The sequence below is a fragment of the uncultured Idiomarina sp. genome, from assembly GCF_964010655.1.
GTDB classification, from domain to species: domain Bacteria; phylum Pseudomonadota; class Gammaproteobacteria; order Enterobacterales; family Alteromonadaceae; genus Idiomarina; species Idiomarina baltica.
In genome coordinates, this window is record NZ_CAXGLS010000004.1 from 69,902 (window position 1) to 89,510 (window position 19,609).

A 19,609-nucleotide genomic window follows, 5' to 3' on the forward strand; every position below is an offset into this window, starting at 1 on the left:
AATTGGATGTTGGAAGACGTTATGAGAAAGCCCGAGTTAAAAAATGATCGTTATCTGAGAGCATTGCAGAAACAGCCGGTTGATAGAACACCGATTTGGATGATGCGCCAAGCGGGCCGTTACTTGCCTGAATATAAAGCAACTCGGGCTGAAGCCGGTGACTTTATGTCGCTGTGCAAAAACACAGAACTTGCGTGCGAGGTGACATTGCAGCCACTGCGACGCTTTGACCTCGATGCGGCTATCCTATTCAGTGACATCTTAACGATTCCAGACGCGATGGGGCTTGGTCTTTACTTTGAAAAAGGTGAAGGGCCCAAATTCTCGCGTCCGTTGCGCACTGAATCAGATGTGAAAGGGCTTGCTGTGCCCGATATGAGTGATGAATTAAGTTATGTAACGGATGCGGTGAGCCTGATTCGTCAGGAATTGGATGGCAAGGTACCCTTGATCGGTTTCTCTGGCAGTCCTTGGACGTTAGCGACCTATATGGTCGAGGGCGGAAGTACTAAAAACTTCTCTAAAGTTAAGCAGATGCTATTTGCTGAACCTGAGCTGATGCATCATGTACTCAACGTGTTAGCTGACTCGGTGATTGACTACCTCAACGCGCAGATTAAAGCGGGCGCGCAAGCGGTGATGATTTTTGATACTTGGGGTGGCGTGTTATCACCACGCGATTATAAGCAATTCTCACTGGCGTATATGGAAAAAATTGTCGCTGGTTTGATCCGTGAGCAAGACGGAAATCACGTACCTGTCACGCTGTTTACTAAAAACGGTGGGCAGTGGCTAGAGGCGATGGCACAAACGGGCGCTGATGGTTTAGGCGTGGACTGGACTACTGACTTGTCGGATGCACGTGCGCGCGTTGGCGATCAGGTTGCTTTGCAAGGTAATATGGATCCATCTGTATTATATGCTTCTCCAAAACGTATCGAAGAAGAAGTTCAGTTGATTTTAGAGAGTTACGGTGAAGGAAGTGGCCACGTATTTAACTTGGGTCATGGGATTCATCCAGAAGTGAATCCTGACCACGCGGGGGCATTTATAGAAGCGGTTCATAAGCACAGCCCCAAATATCACCGCTAAATCGAACATGTTTTGAAACATTTGCGATTAACTCACGTTCAAACTCGTTAGATGCACCGCCCAATGGGCGGTGTTTTTCATACAATAGACCTTATTATGATGTTGTTTTTCTCGAGGTTATTGTATGGCGCGCCGCAATTGGATTAATCCAATTACCCTTGTTGTTATCGCCTTAATTGCACTGGCGATTTATTTTTTTGCATTTCCACCGACTAAGCAAGTGGAGGAACAATCGCAACCGAGTGTTCCCGTAAAGACACAAGTTGTCTCGATGAGTGAGTACCGCGATGTGATTGAGGCCTTGGGTACAGCCCAAGCTAATGAGACCGTTGAAATCACTTCGCAAACACAAGATATCGTGGATGCAATTTATTTTGATAGCGGTGATCGTGTCGAGAAAGGTCAACTACTGGCTGAGCTCAATGCGCGTAAAGAAGTGGCTCGCGTACAGCAGCTACAGTTCAGTCTCAACGAAGCCCAGCGTCAACTTGACCGTTTAACCTCTCTGCGTCGTCAAAATGCAGCGTCACAACAGCAGGTCGAGGAGCAACATGTTGAAGTTAACCGCTTACAGGCGGAACTTGAAGTAGCCGAAGCTACCTTAGCGGAAATGAAGATCTATGCGCCGTTCACAGGTCGTGTGGGAATTCGTGAAGTGAGTCCAGGTGCTCTAGTTGCACCGGGGGATACCTTTACAACATTAGATGACATCTCGCCGATTAAAGTGGACTTCAGTGTTCCAGAACGGTATTTCGCTAGCCTCGCTGTTGACCAAGAGGTCATTGCTCGAAATCGAGCGTATCCCGGCGAGCAGTTCCGCGGACGCATTACCAGTATTGATTCACGCATCGATCCTGTCACTCGGTCAGTGCGTGTTCGTGCCAAACTAGCCAATGATGATGAACGCCTACGCCCAGGTATGTTGTTACAAATTACCTTGTTACGCAGCATTGATGAGGCTTTGATACTTCCTGAAAAAGCGTTATTACCGATTCAAAATCGTCAGTATGTGTTTGTTCTAACACCGGATAATCGCGCTAAACAGGTGGAAGTGAGCATCGGTCGTCGTAAGCCGGGCGTAGTCGAAATTACAGAGGGCATTAAACCGGGTGACGAAGTCATCGTCGAGGGCTTAGTGCGCTTGCGTGATGGTATTCCTGTCGATGTAAGGGAGGACTAGGGCATGTTGTTATCTGATGTATCAGTAAAACGCCCAGTCTTTGCCACCGTCGTCAATGTACTGTTAATTATTTTCGGTATTGTTGCTTTCACAATGCTTCCGTTGCGAGAGTTTCCGGATATTGATGCGCCTGTGGTAACCATCAGCACAGACTACCCAGGAGCGAGTGCTGAAGTTGTAGAGACGCAAGTCACGCAGCTTATCGAAGAACGAATCAGTGGCATTGAGGGAATAAAAAATATCTCGTCACGCAGCCGTCCAGGGAACTCGTCGATTAGCATTGAATTCACGCTTTCACGTGATATTGATGCAGCCTCCAATGATGTGCGTGAACGGGTATCACGCGCACTGGATAATTTGCCTGAGGAATCCGATCCCCCCGAAGTTTCAAAAGCGTCTTCTGATGAAACAACGGTGGTTTGGTATAACTTGCGTAGTGAGAGTATGTCGATACTCGAACTGACCGATTATGCAGAGCGTTATATTGTGGACCGTCTCGCTGTTGTCGATGGCGTTGCGCGTGTGCGTATCGGTGGTGACCGTCGCTATGCAATGCGGGTTTGGCTTGATCGCGACGCGATGGCTGCACGTCAAATCACTGTGACGGATATCGTTAGCCGCTTACGTGAGGAAAATATTGAGTTACCAGCGGGCGAAGTTGAATCGACCGAGCGCGAATTTTCTGTGCGTATGGCACGTGCCTATTTATCTGAGGACGACTTCCGAAACTTAGTGATTCGTCAGGGTGATGACGGTTATTTAGTGCGGTTGGGTGAGGTTGCGCGTGTTGAGCTTGGCGCCGAGGACGACAAAACTGATTTCCGTGGTAATGGCGTCAATATGGTCGGTATCGGCATCATTAAACAATCCAAAGCCAACACCCTGAGTGTCGTAGAGAATGTGCGCGAGGAAATGGAAGTGTTAGAAAAAACACTACCAGAAACCATGTACTTAGCCACAAGTTACGACTCGTCTATTTTCATCAAAGGCTCGATTGATGAAGTGTATAACACACTACTCATCGCGATGGCACTGGTTGTCGTGGTTATTTATCTATTTTTAGGCAATATCCGAGCGACCATTATCCCCGCGTTGACGGTACCTGTGGCTATTATTGCTTCGTATATTGTGCTGTTTTCACTCGGATTCTCGATTAACTTATTGACCTTGCTGGCACTCGTGCTCGCAATCGGGCTTGTGGTTGATGACTCGATCGTGGTGCTAGAGAATATCTATCGTCGGGTCGAAGAAGGCGAGCCTCCCTTACTGGCAGCTTATCGAGGTGCTCGAGAAGTCGGCTTTGCGGTCATTGCGACAACGCTTGTGCTGATTTCAGTATTCGTACCCTTGGCGTTTTTGGAAGGCAATATCGGTAAGTTGTTTACCGAATTTGCTTTAGCCATTGCGGCGGCTGTGGCGTTCTCGAGTATTGCAGCGCTTACCCTGACGCCCATGCTAGGCTCGAAAATCTTACATAAGAAAGAACGGACCAGTAAGTTTGGTATAGCATTTGACCGCTTTTTCAAATGGCTTGAAGCGAAATATACAACAGTCTTAGAGGGTAGTATCAAACGCCCGAGTTTGGCATTGATACTGGTCGTTTTAAGTGGCGTGGTGAGTTACGGCGCAATGCAATTTGTACCACAAGAATTCGCACCACCGGAGGATCGCGGTACCTTCTACATCAGTATTAAAGGCGCAGAAGGGGCGAGTTTTGAATCTAATTCGCGGCACATGGATGAAATTGAGCAAATTCTGTTGCCCTATATCGATCAAAATAAAATAGATCGCGTCATCGTCAGGGCGCCGGGCTGGGGTAACTCAGCGGGGATCGCGATTGTTGGCGCAATTCCTTTTGAGGAACGTGATTGGTCGACGTTTGAACTTATGGAAGAGATGCGTAAAAAGCTCAACCAAGTCGTTGGCGTACAGGCTTTTGCCTTTATGCGCAGTGGTATTAGCGGTGGCGGTGGTCGTCCCGTGCAGTTTGTACTGCAAGGTAATACCTACGAAAAGCTGGCTGAGTATCGCGATATTGTGATTGAGGAAGCCGCTAAGAACCCGGGTTTAGTTGAAGTTGATAGTGATTATAAAGAGACTTTGCCACAACTATTAATCGAAGTTGATGAAGTGAGAGCTGCCGATCTCGGTGTCTCGGTTGAAGATATCGGTATCACGTTGCAATCGATTTTAGGTCAACGTCGGGTAACGACCTATCTTGACCGTGGCGAAGAATACTATGTCATGCTCGAGGGTGAAAAAGCTGACTATCGCAGCCCAAGTGCTATCGACAACATTTATGTTCGGTCAGGCAAAAGCGGCGAACTGATCCCACTATCTAATGTGGTGAAAGTGAGCGAGCGGGCGACTTCATCTCAGTTGAATCGTTATAACCGTATGCGTAGTGTCACCATTGAAGCCAACCTCGCCGACGGTTATTCGCTCGGCGAAGCGTTGAGCTACCTAGAGGGAGTCGTCGACAAAAAACTTCCAGAAGACGTTTCTATTGATTACAAAGGTGAGTCACAACTTTATAAGGAGAGTGGCAGCTCGATAGTATTTGTCTTTGGACTCGCATTAATTATTACCTTCTTGGTACTTGCGGCGCAGTTTGAGAGTTTTATTCATCCACTGGTCATCATGCTGGCTGTCCCAATCGCCATTGTAGGCGCTTTTATTGGCCTGTATTTGAGCGGGAACAGCATTAATATTTATAGCCAAATTGGTATTGTCATGCTTATTGGCTTGGCGGCGAAGAACGGTATTCTGATCGTGGAATTTGCCAACCAATTAAGGGATGCAGGGCTGTCCTTCCGTGATGCAGTGATTACGGCATCGCGACAACGTTTGCGGCCGATTGTGATGACGGCATTTACCACGTTAATGAGTTCAGTTCCGCTTATTCTAGGAACTGGGCCGGGTTCAGAGAGCCGTATGGTGATTGGTACGGTTATCTTCGCGGGTGTGGCGTTATCGGCGTTCTTAACGCTGTTTGTGATACCGGCACTGTATATGCTGATGGCGCAGAAGACACAATCGCCGATGGCGATTACACGTCGTTTAGAGTCATTGCAAGAGGAATACCCTGACCACCGTCACTAGGCCGTGGGTCAGTAATGCCAGAGGGGCGAACGGTTTATACCGGGAAGCCCCTCAATAATTTTCTGAGCAAAACTCGGGTGGTTGGTAAAAATGCCATCCACACCCATGTCATGTAATTCTTCGATATCATGCCCTTCATCTACGGTAAATACGTAGACTTCCAATGCGCGTCGGTGTGCGTCATCAACTAACTCCTGTGTGACAAAATCAACGTCAACATGGACAGAGTAGGCGTTAAGACGCGATGCAAAATCACAGTAGTCGAGTGGGCAACAAGTGGTTAAGGCACCTACGTTGATATTTGGTCGACGGTGTTTTAAGCGCTGTAACCAATGGTGATTAAACGAAGAGACGAGGATCTGATCAGGTTTGAACAGCTTGCGTTGCAAAACATAATCGATGTCGAGAAGCAGCGACTGGCTCGGGATATCCCCTTTTAACTCTATATTGACGTGACAATGTCCCGCGATATGCTCAAGTGCTTCACGTAAAGTGGGAATGGGTTGTTGACCGAATACCTTAAGCGCTCTAACTTGAACTTGAGTTAAATCGAGCAAACGCCCGGGTGAAGCGGTCAAGCGTTCTAAATACCGATCGTGGAATACAAATCGCTCATCGTCGACGGCATAAACGTCAAGCTCAATACCAAAGGCATGGCTATCAATCGCTCGACTAAATGCCGCCAGGGTGTTTTCGGGCGCTTCGAAGCTCGCACCCCGATGCGCCCAAATTTTCATGACCGAACCTTAGCCATCGCTGAACCCATTCGAGCCACCGAGCCGGGTTGCAGTGCTTCATCAAACTCTATTGCTCCTTTAGCGAAGGTCATCACTACGGTGGAGCCGAGTTTAAAGTGGCCCATCTCTTCACCTTTATTGATACGAATGGCTTCAGGTCCAGATGTCGGGTAGGACCAATGTTGTATCCGTGCGCCCGTTGGAGGTGTGACGGTTCCCGACCAAACGGTACCAATACTCGCAACAATGGTCGCGCCGACGAGTACCATCGACATTGGACCGACTTCGGTATCAAATATTGCAACGACTCGCTCATTGCGGGCAAAGAGATTCGGTACGTTTTGTGCGGTGAGTGGATTGACCGAAAACAGGTCACCTGGAATATACACCATCTTACGCAGCACCCCGTCAACTGGCATATGGATTCGATGATAATCTTTTGGTGCGAGATAAATGGTGGCAAACGAACCCTCTCGGAACGGTGCCGCGTCCTCGTCTTTGCCACCTAATAGCTCAAGTAACGAATAATCGTGCCCTTTGGCCTGAAAAATACGGCCTTCCTCAATATCTCCGAGCTGACTTACGGCACCATCGACCGGATGAGCTAGATGGTCCGGCTCATCAACGATTGGCCGTAATTCAGGTTTTAGGCGACGAGTAAAAAACTGGTTAAACGTGGCGTAGTCGCGCGGATCCTCTTGAATCGCTTCGGACATATCAATTTTGTACTGTTTGATAAACCAGCGAATAAAAGCCTGAGTAAATATTCCCGCCTTCGCCGCTGCAAATCGACCCACTAAACGCGATAGTAGGTGCTTTGGGAGTACGTATTGAAGACCAATTTTGAATCGTTCGCTGCTGCTCACTTACAGTTTTCCTTTTGCTGAAACTCGAGATGGCTTATTAGCCAACATAGACTCGATAATCCGATGATAATTTTCTAATCGCCATGGGTGTATTTCACCTTTTTCCACGGCTTCTTGCAATGCACAGCCCGGATCATTTTTGTGTTTGCAATCTTTAAACTTACAGGTCCCAAGATAAGGCTGAAAATCAACATAGCCACTGGCGACTTGCTCCGGTTCAAGGTGCCACAAGGCAAACTCACGTATCCCTGGAGAATCGATTAAGGCGCCACCACTGTTTAGTGGATACCAAGTTGCCACGGTCGTCGTATGCTGACCCAAACCCGAGTTTGACGAGACTTCTTTGGTTTCGGTGGCAACGTCAGGAAGAAGCCGGTTGACGATAGATGACTTTCCGACACCACTTTGACCCACAACAATCGAGATATGTTCACTCAACATGTTGTTAAGTTCAGCCATACCTTCTGCAGTCTGACTACTCACCCGCAGTACCCGATAGCCAATCGCTTGGTAGTCAGCCAGCCTTTGCTCAATCAGCTGGCGCTCGTCAGCATCAATTTCGTCTAACAAATCGGCTTTATTAAGAACGATAATCGGCTCAATATCGATCGCTTCGCACGCAACGATATAACGGTCGATAATTTGTGTCGTAAAGCTTGGGAGCACGCTCGAAATGACAAATATTTGGTCGATGTTGGCGGCGACTGGCTTAAGGCCGTCATAATAATCAGGGCGAGACAGCAACGATTGACGTTCGTGCACCGCTTCGATAATGCCTCGCATACCGTCTTGCGCCTGGATCATTGGGCGCCATTGTACTTTATCACCAGTCACCAATGAATCGACAGTACGCCGTATGTGACAACGAATAATTTCATTATCGGCGGTCAACAAGTCGGCGTGCTGACCGTAACGACTGACAATGACACCTGTTTCGCTGGCACCTAGCTGGTCGCTAGGCACGTCGAATGCTTGCGCGAGACGCTTCTCACGGTTCTGTTGGATTCGACGTTTTTGCCCTTTATTCAGTCGTTTTTGCTTCGCCAATCGCTTTACCTTGTTGCCACTTACGGTTTAACGCTATCATAACCTAAAATGAGTCGAGTTAAGAGAGTTCGAATGAGTGAAGAACAAAAAAGTCAGCGGTTAATTTGGATCGATTTAGAAATGACGGGGCTAAACCCTGACTACGATCACGTTATTGAGGTGGCAACCATTGTGACTGACGCCGATTTGAATATTCTTGCTGAGGGCCCAACTATAGCGATTCATCAGCCGCAGGCAAACCTCGATAAAATGGATGACTGGAATGTCAAAACGCATACCGGTTCAGGTCTCGTCGAGCGAGTGCAAAAGAGCCAGCATAACGAAGCGGATGCGGTGCGCGAAACCATTGAGTTTTTATCACAGTATGTCGAGCCCAAGACATCGCCTATGTGTGGTAATTCAATTTGTCAGGATCGCCGCTTTTTGGCGCGACACATGCCGGAGCTCGAGGCCTTTTTCCATTATCGAAACCTCGATGTAAGCACGATAAAAGAACTGGCCAAGCGCTGGAAGCCCGAAGCCATGAATGGGTTCAAAAAGAAAGGCGCACATGAAGCACTTGCTGATATTCGTGAGTCAATTGATGAACTCAAACATTATAGAGCACATTTTTTCGCCATTTAAGCGGCTCGTGGTGAAAAAGCGGTTGACGTTGGCGGCGGTTTCAGTAGAATACACGCCGCACTGACGATGCGGGAATAGCTCAGTTGGTAGAGCACAACCTTGCCAAGGTTGGGGTCGCGAGTTCGAGTCTCGTTTCCCGCTCCAAGTCAGACTCTCCTAAGTATTTATACCGAAATGCGGGAATAGCTCAGTTGGTAGAGCACAACCTTGCCAAGGTTGGGGTCGCGAGTTCGAGTCTCGTTTCCCGCTCCAAATCTCTTTTATCTTAGTATTCGCTACCCAGCATCCCTTTTAAATGCGCCACAACACTGCGTCCTAATGCGCTGTGATCATAGCCGCCTTCTAGACTGGACACGATGCGTCCGGAACAATGTTTGTCGGCAATTAACTTGAGTTTTTGCGTAATCCAAAAGTAATCATCTTCTTTCAGTAGAAACTGCGACATTTCATCCTCAATATGACCATCAAAACCCGCTGAGATAAGAATTAATTGAGGTTTAAAAGCATCGAGTTTAGGCAAAATTTGGTAGTAAACAGCCTCTCGCCAATCTAAGCTTTTGCAGCCTGGCGGCAGTGCGATAGAAAGAATGTGATCATCGTTGTTGTTCTCGTCAACATAAGGGTAGAGCTGTGACTGAAAAGTTGAGCAAAACAGGATATTAGGATGCGCTTGCACAATATCTTCAGTGCCGTTGCCGTGGTGCACATCAAAATCGACAATCGCTACCCGTGATAAGCCATATGCCTGCTGCGCGTACAGCGCTGCAATGGCTATATTATTAAATACGCAAAACCCCATTGCTTGATCCTTTGTCGCATGATGTCCCGGCGGTCTTACCAGGCAGAACGCCTGTTTGTTTTGATCGGCTAACACTTTATCTACGGCAGCCACGTTTGCGCCAACCGCATGCAGTGCAGAATCAAGCGTGTCGGGCGTCATCGGCGTATCTGGATCGAGCCAAACATGACCTTCGTGTGGCTGCTTACGATACAACTCACTGATGTACTGATCGCTATGCGCTAGTTTTATATGCTCTAACGTTGCAGGACACGCCTGCTCGCGAGTCAACACAAAATCGAGTCCTGAACGAATAATCTGGTCATTCACCGCGTCTATTCGATCAGGACACTCCGGATGTTCTTTATCAGGGTTATGCAGTAGACAGTGAGGATGAGAGTAAAGGTAAATACTCATGAGGACGACTCTTCTTGGGTTTGGTTTTGCTTAAGTTCGAGTTTGAGCATGACTTCACCCGGCTCATCACTCGCTTGACGCACAAATCCGGACTTTTCAAATACGTTGAGCATGGGTTTATTATTCACGAGTACGACTGCCTGCATTGAGTCGAGCCCACGTAGTTTGGCAATTCGTATCATTTCTTGTAGTAAGACACTGGCCATTCCCTGACCCTGGTAATGCTCACGAGTAACAAACGCGACCTCGCAACTATTATGAGATTCAATATAGTAATAGCGCCCCACGGCCATGATTTTTGCCGCCGAGCCTTTTTGACGCACAATACACAGTGCAAGGTCAACGGACTGATCAATACTCACTAAAGTACAGGATTTTTCTCGACTCATTTGTGTAGGAACGGCGTTGTAGCGTAGTTGAAGCGTTTCCTTGGTATGCGAATAGAAAAACTCTTGCAGACGGCGTTCGTCAGACGGATACAATGGTCGCAAATCAAACTCCTCACCGGCGAAGGTGATTTTTTTAAACCCAATGTCTCCTAGCTCCGGCACATCGCTTGGCGTTAGTTGATGATAATTGGGGACCCAATAATGTTGCCTTACTTGCTGCAATAGTTGCTGGCGAAATTTTGGATGCGCAACGCGAATGAGTTCTAAAGCACGTTCGCGGATGCTTTTACCACGCAGTGATGCGACACCGAACTCTGTTACTACATAGTGCACATGGCCACGCGAGGTCACTACGCCGGCGCCTTCTCGAATGTGCGCGACGATGCGTGAGGTCTTGCCGTCTTGTGTTGTTGAAGGAAGGGCGATGACCGGCTTTCCTCCTTGACTCAATGACGCTCCTCGACTGAAATCAACTTGACCGCCAATCCCTGAGTAGAATTGATGTCCTATCGAGTCAGATACCACTTGTCCGGTCAAGTCGACTTCAATTGCGCTGTTGATGGCAATTAAGTTGTCATTGCGTGCCACATTCGTTGGTGAGTTGACATATTCGCTTGGATAAAAGCCGATATGAGGATTTCTGTCGACGAAATCATAGAGTGCTTGGCTGCCCATACAAAAGCTAGTGACAATTTTATTGGGATGGAACGTTTTTTTACGATTATTAATCACGCCTTGTAACATCAGGTTCATGATATCGTCGGTAATAAGTTCGCTGTGGACTCCCAGATCTTTATGGTTGCCTAAGTAATGCAGCGCTGCGGCACAAATACGACCTAAGCCAATTTGTAAAGTACAACCGTCCCGCACCAATAAAGCAATATACTGTCCAATACGCTCAATAATTTTGTTATCTACGGTATCGGGCGGTGGTAATTCAGGTAGCGGCTGATTGTGGTACCAAAAGTAATCAATCTGATTTTTGTGTAAGAAAGATTGACCAAAGGTAACAGGCATATGCTCGTTGACTTGTGCGATTACGGTATTAGCGGATTTGGCAGCAGCAGCCACCACATCAACGGAGACCCCCATTGAGTGATAGCCATATTGATCGGCTGGACTAACCATGATCAGTGCGGCGTCTAAGGGTAATATGCCATTACTGAATAAGTTGGGAATATCAGAAATAAAGCAAGGCGTGTAGTCGGCGCGCCCCTCATTAACGGCGCTACGTACGTTATCGCCGCCGATAAAAAAGGTATTCACTTTAAATAGTTGCTGATGCTCAGGAAGTGCCCACTTATTATCAGAGAGCGTCATCAGCTGCACAATTTCAATGTCGTGTAGGTGTTTTGCATTTTCGATGAGATCATCAATCAATGCTGTAGGAACGGCAGCGTGGGAGCCGATAAAAATGCGTTGCCCTGATTTTAATAGCTTGGACCAATCAAGTTTGCTCATAGTTACCACCTTAGAGGGAACCGTCATTATTTAGATTGTGCGCTAAATAGGCTAAACTGTTACAGGATGTTGCAAAATCGTATACAATGTCGCCGCTTACACAAAAATATAACAAAAAGTTGGACGCATATCCGTGAAATTTGCCAAAACTCAACAGTCATTCTCGCAAGCACTTTGTCTATTGTTACTGAGCTTTGCCCTCATCGGCTATGCGTCTTTAGTCGAAGCTCAGACCGCTGAAGCCGAGTCGAATAAATCGGTACAGTCGAAGCTGGACGACTATCTTAATCAGTCTCAGGCTGACGATTTTGATGGCAAAGCTTATTTGAAGCCGATTGTTGATAGTTTGTCTCCCGCAACTCCACTCGCTACACGGTTGCGCGCGTTAAGTTATTGGGCCTCTGAATTTGCCTATGCTGAGCGCTATGATGAGGCGAACTCGATTCTTGATAAGCTGGCGGATGAGGTGAAAAAGAGTCGTGATGCAAACCTTCAAGCCGAACTACTTGCGAATAGAATCGATCTTTTAGTCATTGCAGATAAGGTCGATAAAGCGTTTGTTAAGGTTCCTGACCTTGAAGCAATAATGCCTCAAGTCACCAGCCCGCGTATTAATTACTACGCCTATAACTTGCTTTCTAGTCTATATACGCAGTGGAGTCGCTATGAGGTGGCGCTTGCCTACTTAATTAAAGCCCAGTCGGCACTCGATCATATGCAGGGCATTAATCAACTTCGTCGTCGTCTTTATTTGAAATCTTCCATTGCTGATATTCAAATACGATTGGAGCAATGGGATCTCGCCTTAAAAACCTCACAGGAAGCACTCGTTGAGATGGAGGGGAATGCATTTCCTGCGCTTTCTTATGAGCTCTGGTTTACACAATATTATGCGTACATCAGTTTAGGTGATCACGAGAAAGGTCTAAACGCCTTGAAAAAGGCTTATGCATACACTGAAAACTTTCCTTATCAAAGAGCGATCGTGCTGAATAATTTTGGTGACTCGTACATGCGTTTACAGCAACTTGATAAGGCTAAGTCCCACTTACAAGAAGCATTAGAATTAGCGCAGTCGCTTGACTACGGCGATATGATTCGCACGGTTGAGTTTAACTTAGGTTTTATTGCCGTGAAGCAAGGAGATAGCCTAGGTCTGCAGCAGATGAAGCGTGTTGTTGACTATTTTCGTGATACCGAACAATCCAGTGCGCTCGAGCAAACATTAAAAGAGTTGGCGCAAGCATACGAGCTTATGGGGCGCTATAAAGAGCAAGCAGCAGCATTAAAAGAGCGTCAGTCGATCCGAGAAAAAATTCTACAAAACTCGCAAAGCAAGGCATTAGCCGAGATGCAGGCGCTATACGATAATCGCGACAAGGCGCAACGCATCGACTTACTGGAGCAACGAAATAAGTTAAGTGAGCAAATCATAGAAAATAACCGTCAGCAAACCGTTATTACATGGCTAGCTATCGTGCTGGGTGGATTTGTATTTTTTACGCTTTTACTGCTTTATAGAAAAGTTAAGGAATCCAATCGTAAGCTACAACAAGCCAATGTTGCTTTATCGGAGCAAACCAAACGAGATCCACTGACAGGACTCGAAAACCGCCGTTCCATGCAACTAACAATGGAAACCCGAAAGACTAAAAATGTCGCGACCTCGATGGGTTTAGTTTTGCTCGATATTGATAACTTTAAAAAGATAAATGACACCTTTGGGCATCACACTGGAGACGAGGTCCTAGTGGAGATGAGTCAACGCCTACGCGAGCTTTGTCGTGAAGATGATAGTCTCGTGCGTTGGGGAGGTGAGGAGTTCTTATTTTGTTTTAATAGAGTCACGCAGCAACAACTGGTGACCCTGGTTCAGCGTATTCAACACGCAGTGTCAGCGGAGCCCGTACAAACGTCGAAGCAATCGATCGAGGTCAGTGCGACGGTAGGGTTCATAGCGTTGCCATTCAGTCATTTTAGTGAGTCTGAACTTGATTGGGAAAGTGCATTGAAACTGGCTGACCTCGCACTCTACTCGGGCAAAGCACGTGGTCGTCATTGCGCGGTTGGTGTAATGGGTCTAACAGAGCGAGGACATGCTCATATGGACGACTTAATTAACAATTCGGATGCAGCGATAGAGGAAAACTGGTTAGTTTTAGAGTTTCTCGAGGACGCTGAGTGAAGTTGTCGCAGTTTGGGCCAGGCGCACTTGTTGCGGCGGCTTTTATTGGTCCTGGAACGGTTGTCACCGCTTCACTTGCTGGCGCGGAATTTGGCTATGCGCTGTTATGGGCATTGATGCTTTCCACTGTCATTTGCGCTGTTCTGCAAGAGATGGCGTCGCGTATTGGCGTTATTACGGGTAAAGGGCTCGGTGAAAATATCCGTTCCCAAATGACCTCGCCTTGGCTTCGTATTCTTTTCTTCACACTTATTATTGCCGCCATCGTGGTTGGTAACAGTGTTTACCAAGGCGGTAACTTATCGGGCGCTACACTCGGTGCACAGGAAGTGCTAGGGCAAGTACCGTTATTGTCGGATTGGTTTGCTCAGGGGTGGCCGTTAGTTTTTGGCGTATTAGCAGCCGCTATTCTTTGGCAAGGCAAAGCCAAGTTTATCGAATATGCGCTGATTACGCTGGTTTTGTTAATGAGCCTCGCGTTTATCGGCACTTTTTTGCTGACCGACCCAAACTGGCTCGGTGTTGCCGATAGTCTGCTGCGCTGGCGCTGGCCTTCGGACAGTATTATCACCGTTATCGCGCTGGTCGGAACTACCGTGGTGCCTTACAACTTGTTTCTTCATAGCGCGTCGGTGGCAAATAAATGGTCGGGTGATGAGGGGGTTAAAAACGCTCGAATCGATACGTTTATCTCGATTCCGCTAGGCGGTTTAATTTCCATGGCAATATTAGCCACGGCGGCGAGCGCCTTTTTTGCCCAAGGTATCGTTATTGAGTCCGCCGGTGATCTTGCTGTTGCCTTAGCGCCCCTGTTCGGCGACTCAGCGAAGTACTTAATGGCGCTCGGCTTATGTGCCGCGGGTATTTCATCAGCCACCACTGCGCCACTCGCATCTGCTTATGCGCTATGCGGCATCATGGGGTGGAAGCAGTCATTAACAGGCTTTGCGTTTCGTGCCATTTGGGCAACAATTCTAGTACTAGGTGTCGTTATTAGTAGCCTCGATCTATCGCCGATTAAAGTGATCTGGTTTGCTCAAGTTGCTAACGGCATTTTACTCCCGGTTATTGTCGGCTTTATTTGGTGGCTATGTAACCAGTCGACGATGGGGCACATGAAAAACAGTGTCGTGGGTAATGCATTCGCAGCCATCATCATGTTAACCAGTATCTTGCTGAGCTGGAAAAGTTTGCATCATGTCTGGCTGTCCATCACAAGTTAGTTATAGATAATTGCGGTTAAAAATAAATTTTTCGTTGACAAACTTTCTTTCTACATCTATATCGTCATTGTCGTTATAGGCGACAGACTTTTTGTTAGGTTTTAGTCTGTAGGAAGGGCTTGCCATGACCGCAATTACACGTGAATTTTTATTGAGAAAACCGTTTAACGATTTCCGCAATTATCCCTATGGTTTCTCTCGCTCTGGGGATTTTTCCATCCGAGAAAGTGACGCACTGACTCAATATGGCTGTTTAATCACTGCTTTATTGCAGGGTGAATTAACGCCTGGCTGCGATGAAGATATTTCGTTGCTCGCATCGGCTCGTGGTGAACAAGCGCCCGTAACCGTTGTCGAAAAGGCTTGGGCAAAATACCAAGCACGCATACACCGCCCTAAGGTGGCAAGTATGTATGGTAAAGGTAAATTATCCGATGAAGATTTCGGTTATTCCACTGACAGTGAAGATGACTTAATCGTCGAGGATTAATTGAGGAAAGCGTCTGTGACTAAAAAAGCAGGCGCTTTTTTGTTGTTGTTTTGCACGCTTCTTTGCTTCTGCCGCTAAATCAGAAACGTCGTGATACGAGTTACAGCGAGAGCAATCGGGTTGTACGATACCGATCGCGATACCTAATAATGGGAATTGCGCACGTTCTCCCGTTCTGTCATTGGCCAAAATATACTGCCTTGCTTGATCAGCAGTCGAGTAAAACTCATTCACTTTGGCCTCAAAACGCGCCACTACGTCGAGGTATTTATCTCTGTTAGTAACAGCAACAGGCGAGATAGTGACAAAGTCGTCGCCACCGATATGTCCGATAAAGTGATGACTCTCAGCGAATAGTTCGCGTAATAAATCGCCTACCCAAGATATCACGCGGTCGCCTTTCGAATAGCCGTACACGTCGTTATAGGGTTTGAAGTTGTTTAGGTCAAAGTAGGCGACTTCAAAAGCTTTGTTTTCATCGAGGTACTGGGAGATAGTGCGGTGTATCGGCACATTTCCGGGTAATAGTGTCAGCGGGTTGGCGTAGCGTGCATTCTGAACTTTTACTTCGGTGATGCGTCGCAAAAGGTCGCGGATAGAGGCAATGCCCTGAAATCGACCATTTTGCGTAACGATAAATTGTTTGTAGATATCAACATCAAAATCATCGGTCACTTTGTTACTAACCAAGTCAATAGGCGTCAGCCAGTCCACTATCATGGGGTTTTTATCCATCACTCGACTGACATCTTTATTGGCGTATAGTGCACGCCCGTAAGACCCCGAGAATAATTCCATGATGGCTTCGCGGCGCAACATGCCTACCGGCTTACTGTTGTCGACAACGGGGATTGCGGTGAGTTGCTTGTCATTAGTGAATAGATCAAGCGCCACGTGCGCTTTTGTCGTCGATGGAATGCTAGGAGCATCTTTAGCTAACTGAGCAATGGTATCGCCATTAGGTCGGTGAGAGCTGGCAATACGCTCTATCAGTTGCGAATCCGGGTGTATGGGCGGGCTTTGAACGGGCCGACAGAGATAAAAACCTTGATACAAATGGATACCCATCTCATTCAACTGCTTTAATTCGGCGTGAGTTTCGATCCCCTCGGCAATGACTTTTGCGTTTAGGTTACGAGCAAGGTTGATAATTGACTGAACGAATTCCTTTTTAGTCGCATCATGTTGGAGTTCTTTTATAAAGTAGCGATCGATTTTAACGAAATCAGGTTGTAGCTCTGACCATAATTTCAGCCCCGAATAGCCCGCGCCCAGATCATCGATAGCCACACGCAACCCAAGCGCCCGATAATGTGTAATAGCTTCAGATAGTAAGTCGGTATCATCGATAGGGTAACGTTCGGATAGCTCAATAATGATGCGCTCCGGTGCTAACCCATGCAGTTCTGAAAGTCGCAGGGTGCTGCCTGTGGGGTGACTCTCATCTTTAAGTACGTTGGGATTTACATTGAGAAATAACTTGGCGTCTGTCTCAAGTTGGACAAAGCGTTGAATGGCTGCGTTGCGGCAGGCTAATTCGAGCTCTGATAGAAGCTCTTCTTCTTGTGCAACCTTAAATAACTGGTCAGGAAACTCAAGCAAGTGGCCAGCAGGGCCGCGAATAAGTGCTTCATACCCGAGGATCGTTTGTGATGCATTGTCAAAAATTGGTTGAAAGAGTGGTGACAAACGATCATGTTCAATGAGTTCTAATAAGACGTCCCGATTCGACATGCATTGTGAGCTGACTGATTAACGATGGCGTTAATTTATCTCATTTGAGTGACGAATTTGTGACAGAAGGTTTAAAAAGCGGCTGAGGCAGCCGCCTTTTAAAATGGCTATTAACCGAGACGTTTAATAGCGTGATGTGCAATATCATTGCGGTAATAAACATTATCCCAATGAATATGTTTAACTAATTGATATGCTTCAAGCTGTGCTTGCTGGACGTCATCGCCAAGCGCAACACAACACAACACACGACCGCCATTTGTTAACAAACGGCCTTGCTCATATTTTGTGCCAGCATGAAAAACTTTGTACGATTCCGTAGCTTCGGGAATCCCCTTAATTTCATCACCCTTGTGATAGGATTCAGGGTAACCACCAGCCGCCATCACTACGCCTACTGCGGTGCGTTCATCAAAGCGAGCTGAAGCACCCGCCAATTGACCTGTAATTGCCTTTTCGCAAAGTTCAACCAGATCTGAGCGCATGCGCATCATGATGGGCTGTGTTTCGGGATCACCAAAGCGACAGTTGTACTCTAACACTTTGGCAGAACCATCTGGAGCAACCATTAAACCAGCATAAAGGAAACCAACATAAGGTGTACCTTCCGCTGCCATACCGTCGATGGTGGGCTGAATGACGTGCTGCATAACCCATTCGTGGACTTCATCGGTGACAACAGGAGCGGGAGAATAAGCCCCCATACCACCGGTATTAGGACCCTTATCACCGTCATCGCGCGCTTTATGATCTTGACTCGATGCAAAAGCGACTGCTGTTTTACCATCGGCGATAACGATAAATGAAGCCTCTTCGCCTGTGAGGAATTCTTCGATGACCACACGGCTGCCCGCTTCACCGAATTTATTGCCAGCTAACATATCGTCGATTGCTGCGTCTGCTTGCTCAAGGGTTTCAGCAATAATGACACCTTTGCCTGCTGCTAAGCCGTCTGCCTTTATGACGATGGGTAGTTGGTTGTCACGTACATAGCTTTTAGCCGCCGCAATATCCGTAAAGGTATCGTATGCGGCTGTAGGAATGTTGTGACGTGCCAAAAAGTCCTTACTGAACGATTTTGAGCCCTCGAGTTGTGCGGCTGCAGCAGAGGGACCAAAAATCGCAAGTTTACGCGACTGGAACAGGTCAACGATACCTTTTACCAACGGTGCCTCAGGGCCAACAATGGTGAGATCGACCGCATTCTCTTGGGCAAAGTCAGCTAACCCTTCGATGTCTTCAGCACTGATGCTGACATTTTTAAGGTTCGCTTCATCGGCTGTTCCCGCGTTGCCCGGTGCAACAAAAACCTCAGTGACTTGTTTTGACTGGGCGGCTTTCCATGCGAGCGCATGCTCGCGACCACCGCCACCAACTACCAATATCTTCATGTGTTACCTTTGTGTTGTTGGTTTTCTAAACTTCAGTGTGAAGCGATCGCTCTCGCCAATCGCTTTGTATATCTCGGCATCATCACCTTCATTAACATTTAATGTAGGTGGTAGGTTCCAGACACCATTAGGATGGTCTGCCGTATCTTTGGGGTTGGCATTAATTTCACTGGCTTCAACAAGCTCAAAACCTGCTTGTTCAGCGATATCAATAACCCATTGTTGATGAATATACCCCGATTCTGCCATCGCATCAGCGCTCGCATCCTTTGGTAGGCGATGATCAACAACACCTAAAATACCGTCTGGCTTCAACGCACGCCAAAACTGCTTAAATGCGTCACGTACTGCTTCTTCACCGCCGCTCATGTACCAGTTATGTAAGTTACGGAATGTCAGTACGCGATCAGCGCTGTTAGGCGGCGCAATGTCGCTTTCCAAATCAGTCAGTGGTGCAAACTCGGTGATTTCGACATTACCGAACACCGCTTCGGTTTGGATACGATCCGTGAACTTTTCTAATGAGCGTTGGTAATAGTCGCTACCCGAGTTTTGTGGAAAGTGCGCAGCGTAGAGCTGACCGCTTTCGCTTAAGTAAGGCGCCAGAATTTCTGTGTAGTAGCCACCGCCTGGCCAGATCTCAACCACTGTCATGGTTGGAGCGAGCTCAAAAAACTCAAGGGTTTCAACAGGATGACGAGCTTCGTCACGCTTTACATAGCGTTCCGTGCGGCTGTCGTCTTGAACGGCCTTTTCTAACGTCATGCTAGAGCCGACTGAATTTTCGTTCGACGCTTGCCCGCAAGCACTTAAAGTCAGTGCGGCGGCCATTGATAACATTAATTTTGTTTTCATTTTGCTTCCTCCGTAGTTGTTGAAGATAGATTAGCCCC

The 19,609-nt window shown here is 47.2% G+C and carries 15 protein-coding genes and 2 tRNA genes; 9 read left to right on the forward strand and 8 right to left on the reverse strand.

The features are described 5' to 3' along the window. Window positions 1–21: 21 nt before the first annotated feature. The 3 genes from hemE to ABNS04_RS02325 all read left to right on the forward strand — a co-directional run bounded on the left by hemE (window position 22) and on the right by ABNS04_RS02325 (window position 5,374). A complete protein-coding gene (gene hemE, locus ABNS04_RS02315; protein WP_272977765.1) occupies window positions 22–1,092 on the forward strand; it encodes a uroporphyrinogen decarboxylase in 1,071 nt (356 codons plus the stop codon). Window positions 1,093–1,216: 124 nt separating this feature from the next. Then, complete coding sequence (locus tag ABNS04_RS02320; RefSeq protein ID WP_272977764.1) at window positions 1,217–2,272, forward strand: efflux RND transporter periplasmic adaptor subunit; 1,056 nt, start codon at window positions 1,217–1,219, stop codon at window positions 2,270–2,272. Between the two features lie 3 nt (window positions 2,273–2,275). Further along, window positions 2,276–5,374: an efflux RND transporter permease subunit gene (locus ABNS04_RS02325; protein ID WP_006954372.1), complete on the forward strand. Its 3,099-nt coding sequence runs from the start codon at window positions 2,276–2,278 to the stop codon at window positions 5,372–5,374. A gap of 8 nt (window positions 5,375–5,382) precedes the next feature. Here the strand turns inward: ABNS04_RS02325 and ABNS04_RS02330 are convergent, their stop codons facing one another. The 3 genes from ABNS04_RS02330 to rsgA are packed head-to-tail and all read right to left on the reverse strand — an operon-like array spanning window position 5,383 to window position 8,024. Then, complete coding sequence (locus ABNS04_RS02330; RefSeq protein WP_272977763.1) at window positions 5,383–6,111, reverse strand: glycerophosphodiester phosphodiesterase family protein; 729 nt, start codon at window positions 6,109–6,111, stop codon at window positions 5,383–5,385. Then, window positions 6,108–6,977 (reverse strand): archaetidylserine decarboxylase, encoded by an 870-nt coding sequence (asd, locus tag ABNS04_RS02335; RefSeq protein ID WP_272977762.1) that lies wholly within the window; start codon window positions 6,975–6,977, stop codon window positions 6,108–6,110. Before asd ends, ABNS04_RS02330 begins: the two co-directional genes overlap by 4 nt. Next, on the reverse strand, window positions 6,978–8,024 hold the full coding sequence (gene rsgA / locus ABNS04_RS02340) for a small ribosomal subunit biogenesis GTPase RsgA (RefSeq protein WP_272977761.1): 1,047 nt from the start codon (window positions 8,022–8,024) through the stop codon (window positions 6,978–6,980). Window positions 8,025–8,096: 72 nt separating this feature from the next. Here rsgA and orn point away from each other — a divergent pair, with 72 nt between their 5' ends. The 3 genes from orn to ABNS04_RS02355 all read left to right on the forward strand — a co-directional run bounded on the left by orn (window position 8,097) and on the right by ABNS04_RS02355 (window position 8,900). After that, a complete protein-coding gene (orn, locus tag ABNS04_RS02345) occupies window positions 8,097–8,648 on the forward strand; it encodes an oligoribonuclease (RefSeq protein ID WP_272977760.1) in 552 nt (183 codons plus the stop codon). 68 nt (window positions 8,649–8,716) lie between these two features. Next, window positions 8,717–8,792 (forward strand) — tRNA-Gly (locus ABNS04_RS02350). 32 nt (window positions 8,793–8,824) lie between these two features. Next, window positions 8,825–8,900, forward strand: a tRNA-Gly gene (locus ABNS04_RS02355). 13 nt (window positions 8,901–8,913) lie between these two features. Here the strand turns inward: ABNS04_RS02355 and ABNS04_RS02360 are convergent. Beyond that, on the reverse strand, window positions 8,914–9,843 hold the full coding sequence (locus ABNS04_RS02360) for a histone deacetylase family protein (protein ID WP_272977797.1): 930 nt from the start codon (window positions 9,841–9,843) through the stop codon (window positions 8,914–8,916). Then, window positions 9,840–11,693 (reverse strand): GNAT family N-acetyltransferase, encoded by a 1,854-nt coding sequence (locus ABNS04_RS02365; protein ID WP_348671176.1) that lies wholly within the window; start codon window positions 11,691–11,693, stop codon window positions 9,840–9,842. The genes ABNS04_RS02360 and ABNS04_RS02365 overlap by 4 nt, the downstream gene beginning before the upstream one ends. A 133-nt stretch (window positions 11,694–11,826) precedes the next feature. Between ABNS04_RS02365 and ABNS04_RS02370 the strand changes: the two genes are divergently transcribed. The 3 genes from ABNS04_RS02370 (at window position 11,827) to ABNS04_RS02380 (ending at window position 15,591) form a co-directional block, all read left to right on the forward strand. Then, window positions 11,827–13,878 carry a GGDEF domain-containing protein gene (locus tag ABNS04_RS02370; RefSeq protein WP_272977844.1) on the forward strand — a complete coding sequence of 684 codons (2,052 nt, stop codon included), beginning with the start codon at window positions 11,827–11,829 and terminating at the stop codon, window positions 13,876–13,878. After that, on the forward strand, window positions 13,875–15,101 hold the full coding sequence (locus ABNS04_RS02375; RefSeq protein ID WP_348671177.1) for an Nramp family divalent metal transporter: 1,227 nt from the start codon (window positions 13,875–13,877) through the stop codon (window positions 15,099–15,101). The genes ABNS04_RS02370 and ABNS04_RS02375 overlap by 4 nt, the downstream gene beginning before the upstream one ends. A 124-nt stretch (window positions 15,102–15,225) precedes the next feature. Beyond that, the gene (locus ABNS04_RS02380) at window positions 15,226–15,591 is read left to right on the forward strand and encodes a DUF413 domain-containing protein (RefSeq protein WP_006954363.1); all 366 of its coding nucleotides are present in this window, start codon (window positions 15,226–15,228) and stop codon (window positions 15,589–15,591) included. Here ABNS04_RS02380 and ABNS04_RS02385 read toward each other — a convergent pair. From ABNS04_RS02385 to ABNS04_RS02395, 3 genes are all read right to left on the reverse strand, one after another. Next, window positions 15,574–17,325, reverse strand: a complete 1,752-nt coding sequence (locus ABNS04_RS02385) for an EAL domain-containing protein (protein ID WP_348671178.1) — start codon at window positions 17,323–17,325, stop codon at window positions 15,574–15,576. The two genes, ABNS04_RS02380 and ABNS04_RS02385, sit on opposite strands and share 18 nt — an antisense overlap. A 110-nt stretch (window positions 17,326–17,435) precedes the next feature. Further along, window positions 17,436–18,716, reverse strand: a complete 1,281-nt coding sequence (purD, locus tag ABNS04_RS02390) for a phosphoribosylamine--glycine ligase (RefSeq protein WP_272977995.1) — start codon at window positions 18,714–18,716, stop codon at window positions 17,436–17,438. Between the two features lie 3 nt (window positions 18,717–18,719). Further along, window positions 18,720–19,571, reverse strand: coding sequence for a methyltransferase (locus ABNS04_RS02395; RefSeq protein WP_272977994.1), 852 nt, complete (start codon window positions 19,569–19,571; stop codon window positions 18,720–18,722). Window positions 19,572–19,609 lie beyond the last annotated feature (38 nt).

Excerpts from the sequence above, each read along its gene's own strand:
- ABNS04_RS02330 (WP_272977763.1), bottom strand. The coding sequence starts at position 6,111 with ATGAAAATTTGGGCGCATCGGGGTGCGAGCTTCGAAGCGCCCGAAAAC.
- ABNS04_RS02325 (WP_006954372.1), top strand. The coding sequence starts at position 2,276 with ATGTTGTTATCTGATGTATCAGTAAAACGCCCAGTCTTTGCCACCGTC.
- ABNS04_RS02380 (WP_006954363.1), top strand. The coding sequence starts at position 15,226 with ATGACCGCAATTACACGTGAATTTTTATTGAGAAAACCGTTTAACGAT.
- ABNS04_RS02365 (WP_348671176.1), bottom strand. The coding sequence starts at position 11,693 with ATGAGCAAACTTGATTGGTCCAAGCTATTAAAATCAGGGCAACGCATT.
- ABNS04_RS02395 (WP_272977994.1), bottom strand. The coding sequence starts at position 19,571 with ATGAAAACAAAATTAATGTTATCAATGGCCGCCGCACTGACTTTAAGT.
- purD (WP_272977995.1), bottom strand. The coding sequence starts at position 18,716 with ATGAAGATATTGGTAGTTGGTGGCGGTGGTCGCGAGCATGCGCTCGCA.
- ABNS04_RS02320 (WP_272977764.1), top strand. The coding sequence starts at position 1,217 with ATGGCGCGCCGCAATTGGATTAATCCAATTACCCTTGTTGTTATCGCC.
- ABNS04_RS02360 (WP_272977797.1), bottom strand. The coding sequence starts at position 9,843 with ATGAGTATTTACCTTTACTCTCATCCTCACTGTCTACTGCATAACCCT.
- orn (WP_272977760.1), top strand. The coding sequence starts at position 8,097 with ATGAGTGAAGAACAAAAAAGTCAGCGGTTAATTTGGATCGATTTAGAA.
- hemE (WP_272977765.1), top strand. The coding sequence starts at position 22 with ATGAGAAAGCCCGAGTTAAAAAATGATCGTTATCTGAGAGCATTGCAG.
- ABNS04_RS02385 (WP_348671178.1), bottom strand. The coding sequence starts at position 17,325 with ATGTCGAATCGGGACGTCTTATTAGAACTCATTGAACATGATCGTTTG.